Source organism: Halovibrio sp. HP20-59, assembly GCF_033052795.2.
Taxonomy (GTDB): domain Bacteria; phylum Pseudomonadota; class Gammaproteobacteria; order Pseudomonadales; family Halomonadaceae; genus Vreelandella.
On sequence record NZ_JAWJUW020000009.1, the window covers coordinates 73,036 to 85,421 of the forward strand.

The 12,386-nt window shown below is 54.8% G+C and carries 10 protein-coding genes; 4 read left to right on the plus strand and 6 right to left on the minus strand.

Features of this window, described 5'->3' with window-relative positions:
- Nucleotides 1-144: 144 nt before the first annotated feature.
- Nucleotides 145-969 (minus strand): GNAT family N-acetyltransferase, encoded by an 825-nt coding sequence (locus RZA33_RS11790; protein WP_317507910.1) that lies wholly within the window; start codon nt 967-969, stop codon nt 145-147.
- Between the two features lie 240 nt (nt 970-1,209).
- Here RZA33_RS11790 and RZA33_RS11795 point away from each other — a divergent pair, with 240 nt between their 5' ends.
- The 3 genes from RZA33_RS11795 to RZA33_RS11805 all read left to right on the plus strand — a co-directional run bounded on the left by RZA33_RS11795 (nt 1,210) and on the right by RZA33_RS11805 (nt 3,975).
- Nucleotides 1,210-1,890, plus strand: coding sequence for a response regulator transcription factor (locus tag RZA33_RS11795; protein ID WP_317507911.1), 681 nt, complete (start codon nt 1,210-1,212; stop codon nt 1,888-1,890).
- The gene (locus RZA33_RS11800) at nt 1,887-3,269 is read left to right on the plus strand and encodes an ATP-binding protein (RefSeq protein ID WP_317507912.1); all 1,383 of its coding nucleotides are present in this window, start codon (nt 1,887-1,889) and stop codon (nt 3,267-3,269) included. The genes RZA33_RS11795 and RZA33_RS11800 overlap by 4 nt, the downstream gene beginning before the upstream one ends.
- 106 nt (nt 3,270-3,375) lie before the next feature.
- A complete protein-coding gene (locus tag RZA33_RS11805) occupies nt 3,376-3,975 on the plus strand; it encodes a CBS domain-containing protein (protein WP_317507913.1) in 600 nt (199 codons plus the stop codon).
- Nucleotides 3,976-4,108: 133 nt separating this feature from the next.
- Here RZA33_RS11805 and nhaD read toward each other — a convergent pair whose 3' ends face one another.
- The 5 genes from nhaD to RZA33_RS11830 form a co-directional block, all read right to left on the minus strand.
- Complete coding sequence (gene nhaD, locus RZA33_RS11810) at nt 4,109-5,575, minus strand: sodium:proton antiporter NhaD (RefSeq protein WP_317507914.1); 1,467 nt, start codon at nt 5,573-5,575, stop codon at nt 4,109-4,111.
- 158 nt (nt 5,576-5,733) lie between these two features.
- The gene (gene glmS / locus RZA33_RS11815) at nt 5,734-7,560 is read right to left on the minus strand and encodes a glutamine--fructose-6-phosphate transaminase (isomerizing) (RefSeq protein WP_317507915.1); all 1,827 of its coding nucleotides are present in this window, start codon (nt 7,558-7,560) and stop codon (nt 5,734-5,736) included.
- An 88-nt stretch (nt 7,561-7,648) separates the two neighbouring features.
- Entirely contained in the window at nt 7,649-9,007 is a 1,359-nt protein-coding gene (gene glmU, locus RZA33_RS11820) for a bifunctional UDP-N-acetylglucosamine diphosphorylase/glucosamine-1-phosphate N-acetyltransferase GlmU (protein WP_317507916.1), read from the minus strand.
- Nucleotide 9,008: 1 nt separating this feature from the next.
- Nucleotides 9,009-10,160 (minus strand): FAD:protein FMN transferase, encoded by a 1,152-nt coding sequence (locus RZA33_RS11825; RefSeq protein WP_317507917.1) that lies wholly within the window; start codon nt 10,158-10,160, stop codon nt 9,009-9,011.
- A 24-nt stretch (nt 10,161-10,184) separates the two neighbouring features.
- The gene (locus RZA33_RS11830; protein WP_317507918.1) at nt 10,185-10,985 is read right to left on the minus strand and encodes an undecaprenyl-diphosphate phosphatase; all 801 of its coding nucleotides are present in this window, start codon (nt 10,983-10,985) and stop codon (nt 10,185-10,187) included.
- 203 nt (nt 10,986-11,188) lie between these two features.
- Here RZA33_RS11830 and RZA33_RS11835 point away from each other — a divergent pair, with 203 nt between their 5' ends.
- The gene (locus RZA33_RS11835; RefSeq protein WP_317507919.1) at nt 11,189-12,382 is read left to right on the plus strand and encodes a cation diffusion facilitator family transporter; all 1,194 of its coding nucleotides are present in this window, start codon (nt 11,189-11,191) and stop codon (nt 12,380-12,382) included.
- Nucleotides 12,383-12,386: the final 4 nt, after the last annotated feature.

Consider the following 12,386-nt stretch of genomic DNA (forward strand, 5'->3'; position numbering starts at 1 on the left):
GCAGCAGCGCTAAAATCAACGATGCACCGCCGAGACGCCAAGACACGCGTTTAGAGCTAGTATAACGGCAACGCAAAGCGCAAGAAAATGCTACTAAGCGCGGCGATTCAACCGTTGACGACTATTGTCGCCTTATTTTGGCGATTAGCGCCTACCATCATTGCCTTTCCAAGCGAATAAGTGCTGCTGCGTATAGCGCATAAAACCTGCCTGCTGATACAACCGCTTGGCGGGTAAATTGACCGCGTCCACCGCTAATATGATCTCCCTCGCCCCAGCTTGCTGGGCGAGGTTCAGGGCTTTATTCAATAGCGCACGCCCCAAACCTTGACCCCGCCACTTAGGCTTCAGCCCCATTAGCATCAACTCCCACCGGCCTGATGCGGCATCGGGCGCCAACAACAGTACGCCCACGATAACCCCTCGATAGCCAACCGCGTACCAATGCTGTGGTGCCTGCAGGTCCTGTTGGTAAAAACCCGCTAATAGTTCTTCTACAGAGAGTATCTCGCGCAGGGGACGGCTATCTAGCGAATCGTGTCCTACCGCTGCCAATAGGGCAAGCTGTTCGGCATTGGAAAGCTCATCAAACGCTGTTAATGACAATGCCGTTGGTTGTTTTACCCATAACCGTTGGTCGCTGCTGCCGATTAAATGCTGCAAACAGGCCAACCGCTGCATCCCGTGTGCGAGCAGAATAGCAGCTGGAAAGGTCGCCTCTGGTGAAAGCACTACATGGCAGAGTCGAATATCTTGCTTTTTTACCCACTGATGAGCTGCGCGTAATAGGGCATCAACCTTTGGCGCTTCGGCTTTCGGTAGCCATAGCTGAGCAAACTTCATAGGTAAGCGCTGCACCCAGATAGCGCCGGTGAGCAGGCCTGCCTGCTGAGTTACCCACAGACCCTGCCACTCTTCATCCGACGCATTCGCCATGGGTGTTAATGCCGTGTTAAGCGCTTGTTGCATAGCGGGATCGTGGGCTGCCGCTAACTGTAACAGCGCGTCACGTCGCCGTAATGGTGGACAAGGAAAAACGCTTGAGTCGTGCTGATGCTGCATGGGGATTCAACCAAAGGCCGGACTGCCGAAACAGTGAGAAAGCGTGCTAGTTTATTATCGCACAGCCTATAACCGACATCCTGACGGTACGCGCCTTTCCACGCTAGCCTTTTCAGTGTTTAGTGGCGTTTTAGAGGAGGCCCGGTGATGCGTATATTATTAATAGAGGACGACCCCAGTTTGGCCTCAGGTATTCGCTTGGCGCTAAAACCCGAGCATTACACGGTGGATCACCTTAACGATGGCATCAGTGCACTGGCGGCGTTAAAAGAAGGAGAGCCCTTTGATGCTGTCATTCTCGACCTGGGCTTACCCCGTATGGATGGCATGCAGATGCTCGCAGCCGTTCGCCGACAAGGCAATCGCGTGCCGGTTTTAGTATTGACCGCGCGGGATGCCGTCGATGATCGCATCGCCGGGTTGGATGCGGGCGCCGATGACTATCTCACCAAGCCCTTTGAGGTTGCTGAGTTAAAAGCCCGCCTGCGCGCCCTGCTGCGGCGAAGTAATGGCCAGGTTAACAGCGCGCTGGAGTGCCGCGGGATTCGCCTTGATCCGTTAACCATGCGAGTCAGCTACCAGGGTCACGCCGTGGCGTTGTCGCGTCGGGAATTGACCCTCCTGCAAGAGTTTATGACCCACCCAGGGCGAGTATTCACCCGCGATACGCTAACGCGCTTGGTGTACGGCTGGGATGAAGACGTGGAAAGTAACGCTATTGAGGTGCATGTTCATCATCTGCGCCGCAAATTTTTTCCTCACCTTATTCGCACCCTGCGTGGCATCGGTTATGTCATGGATAAAACCGATCAGGATGGGCGCTCATGACGTCTATTCGTCGACGCACGCTGGGCCTAGCGCTACTGGTGTTTGGTCTTAGTATGCTGGTAATTGGGTTTATCAGCTACCGTTACGCCGCCCATGAAATCGAAACGCTCCACGATGCCAGCCTGACACAGAACGCGCGTTTATTGGAGGGCTTACTGCAGACCTCATTGCCCGACGGCTACCGCGACACGCTGCTCAACAGCCTGGAAAGCGCCTTAGCGCGTGCGGAAGTTCCTAATAATACACGCTTTGGTGGGCACCCCTATGAAAGCAGGTTGACCTTCCAGGTTTGGAAAGAGGACCGTTTGCTGGCCCGCTCCACCGGCGCCCCCGACGTGCCTTTGGCAGAATACCCTGCCGGTTTCACCAGCCAGCCTATTGGCGACCACGATTGGCGTATTTATGTCATGGAGGTGCCAAATACCCACCAGCGGATCGTGGTCAGCGAACGTGAGGATGTGCGCGGAGAAATCATCAAGGCCGTGGCGCTACGCACGCTGCTGCCCGATCTGGTCGGTCTTCCCCTACTCACCGCGCTGCTATGGTGGTCGATTGGCTGGGGCTTGGCCCCCCTGCTGCGCATGGCCGAGCAGATTCGCAATCGTGATCCGCATAACTTACAGCCTCTAACGCTTAGCCCTCTGCCCCGTGAGTTAGCCACTATCGCCGGGGCGCTTAACCGGCTGTTAGAACGAATCCGTATAATGCGCGTGCGCGAAAAACGCTTTATCGCCGATGCCGCCCATGAGCTGCGCACCCCCTTAGCAGTGCTTGATTTACATGCGCAAAATGCCCTGACCGCTGATAATGTCGAGGATCGCCAGGAAGCGTTAGGCCATTTACGCAGTGGCGTTGCCCGTTCGACGCGCCTGGTTACGCAGCTACTGACGCTCGCTCGCTTGGACCCCGAAGAAGATTCACTACCCGAATACCGCCGTACCCACTTGCTCAGCGAAGTACGTGAAAGCTTGGCCAAACTGTCGCCATTGGCGGCAGAACGCGACCAACAGCTGATATTAAACGCCGATGAGCTGACCGCTTGGTCAATGCTAGAAGAACCCGGCACCATTGAAACCTTGGTACAAAATTTGGTCGGCAATGCCATGCAACACTCCCCGGAGCAAAGCGTGATCAGCATTATGCTGGTAGCGACTGCGCAGGGGTTCGAGTTAATTGTCGATGACCAGGGCCCTGGCATACCCTTCGATGAGCGAAAAAAAGTCGTTGAGCGCTTTCAACGCGCCGGCCCGAGCGCGGGCTCAGGGTTGGGGCTGTCTATCGTTGAGCGGCTTGTGACGCGCCATGGTGGCACGTTAGAGCTTGACGAGGCGCCCAACGGAGGATTACGCGTGAAGATGTGCCTGCCCTCAACGGAATAATGATTTTGGATCTCTTAAGGTTGCGATAAGAATTACCTGCAACTGTGGAGCTGTACAGTGAACCAGATGCCCACGGTTCGCCTTTTTCTCCACATGGAGGTCCCTGATGAACCAGATTGTTTTTTCTCCAAAGCCCTTGATCCAATTAGGCTCAGCTCCCCTACTGACGAAGCCTGCAGCGAAGCGGCTATCGCCGTCCAGCCCTGCGATGAACGTTCTCACCGATTTCTCCCAGGTAGCGCCTCAATCCGTTAGTGCCGACACACCCATCGACGAGGCACACCTCAAGATGCGTTATAGTGGCGTAAGACTGCTGTTCGTGATGGATAGCCAGGCACACTGCATCGGTATTATTACCTCAAAAGAAGTGATTGGTACTCGGCGTATCAACATCGCCATGCAGCAGCGCAATCTCAGTCGCGAAGAGGTGACCGCTGAAATGATTATGACTCCGTGGCATAAGCTTAGCGCCATGCCCGTCGCCCAGCTGGCATCGCTGACAATTGAGGATCTGGTGATGTCGATGGAAACCGTGACCGATCAACATCTGTTAATCACTGAGCAAAACGATAACCACGATATTAGAATTCGTGGGCTTATCTCAGCCAGCGATATACAGAGTGCCGTGGGGAAAGAGATTAACCCAGTGCCTAGAGCGAAAAGCTTCGCCGACATCTGCCAAGTCATTACCGGCCACGACCTGTAATAAGGCTTTAATAATGTCGTTAAGTTAACCACCCCTAGATCCTGATTTCCTAAAAAGCCAACGCCCTTCACCGACTCATCGGTGAAGGGCGTTATAGGTGTTAGCGTAATGACCGCTAGTGGGAAACGAGCGTCTAAAACAAGGAAGCGTTAATCAATAGATGCGCCACAATGCTGGCAGCGTAGCCCAATAAAATGGCCGGCATCCAGCGTAAGTGAACAGCAAACGTATAGATACCGCGCGCCTGGCCCATCAGGGCAACACCCGCAGCGGAGCCCATCGAAAGCAAACTGCCCCCCACACCGGCGGTTAGGGTAATCAACAGCCAGTTACCCTCGGACATATCCGGCGCCATGGAAAGTACCGCGAACATCACCGGGATGTTATCGACCACAGCCGAGATAAGCCCAAGCACGACGTTCGCCCACACCGGGTTCCAACTGCCGTAGAGCGTTTCGGAAAGCAGGCTGAGATAGCCCATAAAACCCAGGCCGCCCACGCACATAACGACCCCGTAAAAGAACAGCAGCGTGTCCCACTCGGAACGGGCGATACGGCTGAAAATATCAAACGGTACCACGCTACCCAACTGCTCGAGTTTCTTCCAGTCGCCGCGGCGCGAATAGCGTTCCCGCTTTCGTTCAAGCGAGCGCGGCAGGCTGCGGCGCAGGTAGTAGCCAAAGAATTGCAGCAGGCCTAGGCCAAACATCATGCCCATAGCGGGCGGCAAATGCAGCACCGAGTGGCACAGTACCGAGATGGCGACGGTGATCAAAAACAGCACGATAATCCGCCGCGCCCCGCGCTTGAGCCAGACATTTTCTTTAAGTGAAGCGGGCTGTTGATTAACGATAAAGAAATTCATGATGACCGCAGGCACCATGAAATTAACCATTGCAGGAATCAATAGTGCGAAGAAGCCTTCGAACGGCACCTGACCCGCCTGCCATACCATTAGCGTGGTGATATCACCAAACGGACTAAAGGCACCGCCCGCGTTAGAAGCCACCACCACGTTGACGCAGCAAAGGCTGATAAATTTATTATCCCCCTCGGCCACTTTGAGTACCACCGCGCACATCAACATCGCCGTGGTCATATTATTGGCGATCGCCGAAATACCGAATGCCATGACCCCGGTAATCCAGAATAGGCTGCGGTAGCTAAAACCTTTGCGCACTAGCCAAGAGCGTAGCGCATCAAATACCCGGCGTTCCTCCATGGCGTTGATATAGGTCATCGCGACCAGCAAAAACAGCAAAAGCTCGGCGTATTCAAGCAGCGTTTCGCGGAAAGCGGTTTCCGCCTCTTCCGGCATCCCCGCTTGTACATAGACCCAGGCCACTAGCGCCCAGATAAGCCCTGCTGCGACCAGCACCGGCTTAGACTTACGCATATGCAGTAGCTCTTCACTCATCACCAACGCATAGGCGAGCACGAAGATCACGACAGAAGAGATACCGGCTAGCGAAAGAGTAAGATCGAGGGGCCCGGCGGCGGCATAAGAGAGAGAAGGAACGACAAAAAGCGTGCAGGCGAGCAACAGCCAAGCGACCCGGCTAGCGTAAAGCCGGGTTACGAGGACGTTTGGTGGTTTCATGGCGATGTTATCCAATCAGGAGGGAGAAAGACCGCCACGATAATAAGCACCCTAACGACATGCTGCAACGCAACGGCTGCACATAAGATGCGACTTATTGCCGCATCTTGTAAAGCGTTTTTATGAGTTAACTAATACGCGGGGGATCGACGTATCAATCACTCCACCGTCACACTTTTAGCCAAGTTACGCGGCTGATCAACATCGGTCCCTTTGAGGACGGCGACGTGGTAGCTCAGCAGCTGTAGTGGCAGGGTATATAGCAATGGGGCCAGTGCTTCATGCACGTGGGGCAGGGTTAACACGCGGATGTCTTCCTGGGCGTTAATGCCCACGCTTTCATCAGCAAACACAAACAGTTGACCACCGCGGGCGCGGACTTCCTGCAGGTTGGATTTAAGCTTTTCGAGTAAATCATCGTTGGGCGCCACCGAGATCACCGGCATTTCGCTGTCGACCAGCGCTAACGGGCCATGCTTCAATTCTCCTGCGGGGTAGGCCTCGGCGTGAATATACGAGATTTCTTTAAGCTTAAGCGCGCCTTCCAGCGCAATCGGATAGTGAGCGCCGCGCCCCAGGAAAAGCGCGTGGTGTTTTTCCGCAAACGCTTGGGAAAGTATTTCTATCTGGCGATCCAGCGCCAGCACCCGCTGACAGACCTCGGGCAAGGTACGCAGGGCGGCAATAATATCGGGATATTCAGCTTGGTCTTTGGCTTTACTGACTGAAAGCGTTAGCAGCATTAGCGCTACTAGCTGAGTGGTAAAGGCTTTGGTCGAAGCGACGCCAATTTCAGGGCCTGCGCGGGTCATCAGTGACATATCCGACTCCCGCACCAGCGAGCTGCCGGGCACGTTACAGATCGCCAGCGAGCCGATATAGTCGAGCGTTTTAGCAAAGCGCAGCGCGGCCAGCGTGTCGGCGGTTTCACCAGACTGGGAGAGGCTGACAAACAGCGTGCCTTCAGGCACCACCGGATGACGGTAGCGGTATTCAGAGGCCACCTCGACCTGCACCGGTACGCCGGCGTAGCGCTCTAGCCAATAACGCGCCACCATCCCCGCATGGTAGCTGGTGCCGCAGGCAATAATATGCACCTGGCGAGTACGCTGGAAAAGCGCTTGCGCATCGGGACCAAAGCTCTCCACTAATACGCTATGCGCGCTCAGCCGCCCCTCTAATGCCGCCTCAATCACCGTTGGCTGCTCGAAAATCTCCTTGAGCATATAGTGGCGGTACTCGCCCTTACTGGCCGCACCATCGCCGTGCTCAAAGGTATGGATCGGGCGCTCGATGTCGTTACCGTGGCGATCTACAATGTGAATGGCACCCTGCTCGCGCAGCTCGACCAAGTCGCCTTCTTCAAGGTAGATAAAGCGATCCGTGACCGGCAGCAGCGCCAGCGGGTCAGAGGCTAAAAAAGCCTCATTAATGCCCACGCCCACCACCAGCGGGCTACCTTGGCGTGCGCCAACCACGACACCAGGCTCTTTAACGCTCATTACCCCCAGCGCATAGGCGCCGCCTAAGCTGTTAACAATCTGCTGCGTAGCATCAAACAGGGTGAGACCATCGGCCAGCTTTTCAGAGAGTAAGTGAGCAATCACTTCGGTATCGGTTTCGGAGCTAAACGCATAGCCGCTGCGCTGGAGCCTCTCTTTTATAGACTCGTAGTTCTCAATAATGCCGTTATGTACAACGGCAACCTGATCGCTACTGTGGTGCGGGTGTGCATTGGCCTCAGAGGGTTTACCGTGGGTTGCCCAACGAGTATGTGCAATGCCCGAAAAACCCGGCAGCGCGGCCGTCTCCAATTGGGCGGCAAGCGCCGCGACTTTCCCAAGCGCACGATGGCGGGTTAATACGCCGTCGCTGAACACCGTCATACCGGCTGAATCGTAGCCGCGATACTCCAGGCGTTTTAGTCCTTCTAATAGAATTTCTTGGACGTTGCGCTGGGCAACGGCGGCCACAATGCCACACATAGAGTTTCTCCTAGGTTTTTAACCACGCTATCAATCAGCCCAGCGGTATCGCGTTAATGCCACCATTTTAATCATGATGAAGAGCTTTTCATTTACTGGGGCGCAGCCAGTCAATCTTTTCAAACTGGCGACTCCGTGATATTGCCAAGGTGTCGTCGGTAACGTCTTGCACAATGGTAGAGCCCGCCCCTACGGTGGCCCCTTTGCCTATAGTGACCGGCGCTACCAAGGACGAATTAGAACCCACAAAAACGCAATCACCAATCTCAGTATGGTGCTTGTTGGCCCCATCGTAATTGCAGGTAATCGTGCCAGCCCCCACGTTCACATCGCGGCCTAACCGCGCATCCCCCACATAGCTTAAATGGTTAATTTTGCTACCTTCACCCACGTCGGCATTTTTGGTTTCAACAAAATTGCCCACCTTGGCTTTTACCGCCAATCGTGTCCCGGGTCGTAGCCGCGCAAAGGGGCCTATCTGGTTGAGGCCTGCTGCCACGGCGCCCTCTATTACACTGTGACTGGCTATTACGCTTTCGGCACCAATGGTGCTGTTTTTGATCACGCAGTAGGGGCCAATATGCACGCCCTCGCCTAGCTCAACCTCGCCTTCAAACACACAGCCCACGTCGATAAACACATCGTGCCCACAGGTCAATCGCCCGCGCACATCGAGCCTTTCCGGGTCGGCAAGTGCCACTCCTTGCGCCATTAACTTATCGGCCAACTGGCGTTGATAAGCCCGCTCCAAGCGGGCCATTTGCGCACGGTTGTTGATGCCTTCCACCTCAACAGCGTTAGCCGGTTGGGCAGTACGCACTTTTGTACCTTCATTGGCGGCCATGGCAATCACATCGGTCAGGTAGTACTCGCCTTGGGCATTGTCTGAAGAGAGCTGGGGCAACCAGCGCTTTAGCTGGGCACTGGTCATGGCCATAATGCCGGTATTGCACTCAGTGATTGCAAGCTCGGCGCTGCTGGCGTCTTTTTGCTCAACAATCGCCACCGCGTCGCCTGCGTCGTTACGCACAATGCGCCCATAGCCCGTGGGATCAGCTAGCGTTACCGTTAATAGTCCCATGTGTTGCTCATCCACATGGGCCAACAGCTCGCTCAGGGATTCCCGCTTCAGCAGCGGTACATCGCCGTAAAGGATCAATACCTTGCCGCTCCCCAACTGCTCAAGTGTTTGCGCCACCGCATGCCCGGTGCCCTTCTGCTCGGCCTGAACGGCAAACTGCACGCTATTGTCGACAAGCGCTGCGCGCATTTGCTCGGCGCCATGACCAATCACCACGTGCGTGCGATCGGGCTGCAGCCCAGAGGCGGTATCCAGTACATGCTGCACCATGGGCTTTCCAGCCAAGGTATGCAGCACCTTGGGGGTTTGTGAACGCATCCGCGTACCTTTACCCGCGGCGAGAATGACGATATCCAGTTCTTGCATACTATTCACCTGTTACCGATGGGTCAGCGGGCGCTGGGCTGGCTGTGGCGGGACTGCTGGACGTTGGGGTTCTGCGTTGTTCAATGCCCAACTCATTAACCAGCGTTTCACCAAAATAATTAACAAATTCAGGTGTAACAATGCTGCGCCACTGTTCACCATCACGAACGAGCAGAAGTACCTTGAGGTGATTTTCAATAGCCATCTGCATGGCATCCTCTTCACCCACCACCAATAACGCGGTTGCCCAGGCATCTGCCCAGGCATTGGAAGGATGGAAGACCGACACCGACGCCACCTGATGGGTCACCGGCCGCCCCGTACGCGGATCAATGGTATGGGAAAATCGTTCCCCTTCCACTTCAAAATAGTTGCGATAATCACCCGAGGTAGCCACTGACATGTTCGCTAGCGGAAGAATATGCTGAGCACGCTGCTGGCCATCTTCAGGCACTTCTATACCAACCTGCCATGGTATTTGCGCTTGTTCATCACGCAGGCCCCGAGCGATCAGTTCACCGCCAATATTGACCAAGTAGTGTTCCATGCCCTGCTGATCCAGGTATGCGGCTACGCGGTCTGTGCCATGACCTTTCGCCACACCGGAAAGATCGACAAACACATCGCGGATACGCCGCGCCTGCATTTTTTGACTATCGACTTCTACCGCATCAAAGCCTACCTGGGCCAGCTTCTCGGTGAGGATATCATCAGCGGGCACTTCTTCAGGTCTTGCACCAGGGCCAAAGCTCCACAAATTAACCAAGTCGCCTACCGTAATATCAAAAGCGCCGTGGCTAGCTTCAGCGACGGATTGGCTAATCGCAAGCACCTCAATAAGCTCATTGGAAAGCGGCTGCCACTCATCTAAAGGCGCTTCGTTAAAGGCGATCAGTTCGGAATCATCACGGTAGGTCGACATCGCCTGATCAACGCTTTCAAGCTCTGCCAAAAAGCCCTCTTCCAATTTAAGGGACTCACCCTGAGTGAGCGGATCCATAATGGTGACCTGATAGAAGGTGCCAAAAATATTGCCCTCAAAACGAACAGGAGGCTCCAAAGGTCGGTCATTTTCTGAACAGCCCACTAACAACAGCGCTATAAGCACCAGCCCACTTAACCGCCTGGTCGTGCACCCAACCGCTTTTTTCATAGTTGCTTTGCCCTAAAAAAGCCCTTAAAAATGAAAGAACCACAGCAGCCAGGCGCCGAATAGCACGCGATAAATCACAAAGGGCTGCATCCCCAGTTTTTTAATAACCACTAAGAAATAGTGGATACACAGGTACGCGCTGAGCCCGGATAGCACGGTGCCCACCAGCATCGCTACCCAGTCGATCGATTGCGGCGCCTGCAATAACTTCACAGCTTCTAAGCCACCGGCCAGGACAATCACCGGAATCGAGAGTAAAAAAGAGAAGCGAGCTGCGCCTTCACGGCTCATGCCCACCATTAGCGCCGCCGTCATGGTAATACCTGAGCGCGAGGTGCCTGGGATCAGCGCCAGCGCCTGCGCAACGCCAATAATCAGCACATCCTTCCAACGCAGTTGGTACTCGCTGCGCGTTCCCCTTTTGCGCCAATCGGCATATCCCAACAATAGCCCGAAACCAATTAAACTGACGCCGATAATCAGCGTCGAGCGCATATAGTGAGAAATAACATCGTGCAGTAGTAAACCGATGATACCTACCGGCAATGTCGCCAGCATGACCCAAAACGCCAGTCGCGCGTCGTTATTCACCCCTTTTCCGCTCAACGCGGCGAGGCTGCTCACCGACATTTGCCAAATTTCCTGGCGAAAATAGATGATAACCGCGGAAAGACTGCCTAAATGCAATGCTACATCAAAAGCTAACCCTTGATCTTCCCAGTCTGTCAGCACCGGTACCAAAATCAGGTGAGCGGAGCTTGAAACGGGTAAAAATTCTGAAATGCCCTGAACAACCGCTAACACCACCACCTGGAGCCAATCCATAGGTAATCCCGTATGTAAGGTTAATGTATTCGTTTGTAATGGTGCTTAAGGATACACACCCGCTAATTTTTTGTCCGCCATTCACTGCATTAGCACTAAAAAGCAGTGTTTTACACCACGATCGCAAGTCGAGACTATAAGCGAGCCAGTGGAGTGCGCTACAATAGCCTTCTAATGAAAGCGTGCGTCCTTGCAAGGTACCCATGACTCAGACCATCGAAACCCCAGTTGTTCAAGACCCGGCACGACTTAGCCAAGAAGCTAAGCGTGTCACCTATGTTGGCGCTTGGCTGGATGCCCTGTTGAGCATCGTCAAAGTCATGGTCGGCTTTATGGTCGGCTCAGCGGCGTTAATCGCCGACGGCATTCATTCATTGTCTGATTTAATTACCGATGGTTTCGTGCTGACGGCTATTCATTACGGACGCCAAGAGCCCGATAAAGACCACCACTATGGTCATGGACGCATCGAAACTCTCACCACGCTACTGCTGGGGAGTGTACTGATCTTCGTCGCCGGCGGTATTGCTTGGTCAAGCCTGGACCGCTTGTTTAGCGGTGCCGAGGTCAACGCCCCAGGCGCGCTGGCCATTGTCATTACCGTCATCGCGCTGTTTAGCAAAGAGTGGATCTTTCGCTACACCATGCGTGTTGCCAAGCGGGTTAAGTCTAAATTACTCGAAGCCAATGCCTGGCATTCGCGCAGCGATGCGCTATCCACCGCCGTGGTGCTGGTGGCCTTGGTAGGCGCCCAGTTTGGGGTGGGCTGGCTGGATGCCGTGGCTGCCATCATCGTGGGCCTTTTGGTCGGCAAGGTAGGTTTGGACTTGCTGTGGGAGTCCGCCCGCGAGTTAGTGGATACAGCGCTGCCGGAAGATGTACAGGATCAGATGCACGATGTGGCTTGCAGCGTACCGGGTGTGGATAGCGTGCACGATCTGCGTACGCGCCAGTCGGCGGGCTGGGTAATGGTCGACCTGCACGTGGTCGTGGGACCGAAAATAACCGTCTCAGAAGCCCATGAAATTGGCAATGAAGTCAGCCGGCGCCTACGCCATGAATTCCCCGCGCTGACCGACGTTATCTTCCACGTGGACCCCGAAGATGACGCCGGCGCGGGCGATCCCAGCCGTTTTCCTGGGCTACCGCTACGCCCCGAGGTAGAGGAAGCGCTCAATGCCCGCTGGTACAAACACCCGGTTTGGCGCACGCTGAACGAGCTTCAGCTGCACTACCTGGACGATAAAGTTTCGGTATCACTGATCATTGATGATGCGGTACATCAGCCGCCCCAATGCCTGGCCAGCCAGCTAAAGGCGCTGGCGAGCGATATCGAGTGGCTCGGCCATGTGGAAGTACTGTTTATTACCCGCGCCGCCAGCAGTTCAATGCGCTAAGCGC

Coding starts and splice junctions, on each gene's coding strand:
- RZA33_RS11790 (WP_317507910.1), bottom strand. CDS start 969: ATGCAACAAGCGCTTAACACGGCATTAACACCCATGGCGAATGCGTCG.
- nhaD (WP_317507914.1), bottom strand. CDS start 5,575: ATGAAACCACCAAACGTCCTCGTAACCCGGCTTTACGCTAGCCGGGTC.
- RZA33_RS11800 (WP_317507912.1), top strand. CDS start 1,887: ATGACGTCTATTCGTCGACGCACGCTGGGCCTAGCGCTACTGGTGTTT.
- RZA33_RS11830 (WP_317507918.1), bottom strand. CDS start 10,985: ATGGATTGGCTCCAGGTGGTGGTGTTAGCGGTTGTTCAGGGCATTTCA.
- RZA33_RS11795 (WP_317507911.1), top strand. CDS start 1,210: ATGCGTATATTATTAATAGAGGACGACCCCAGTTTGGCCTCAGGTATT.
- glmU (WP_317507916.1), bottom strand. CDS start 9,007: ATGCAAGAACTGGATATCGTCATTCTCGCCGCGGGTAAAGGTACGCGG.
- RZA33_RS11835 (WP_317507919.1), top strand. CDS start 11,189: ATGACTCAGACCATCGAAACCCCAGTTGTTCAAGACCCGGCACGACTT.
- RZA33_RS11805 (WP_317507913.1), top strand. CDS start 3,376: ATGAACCAGATTGTTTTTTCTCCAAAGCCCTTGATCCAATTAGGCTCA.
- RZA33_RS11825 (WP_317507917.1), bottom strand. CDS start 10,160: ATGAAAAAAGCGGTTGGGTGCACGACCAGGCGGTTAAGTGGGCTGGTG.
- glmS (WP_317507915.1), bottom strand. CDS start 7,560: ATGTGTGGCATTGTGGCCGCCGTTGCCCAGCGCAACGTCCAAGAAATT.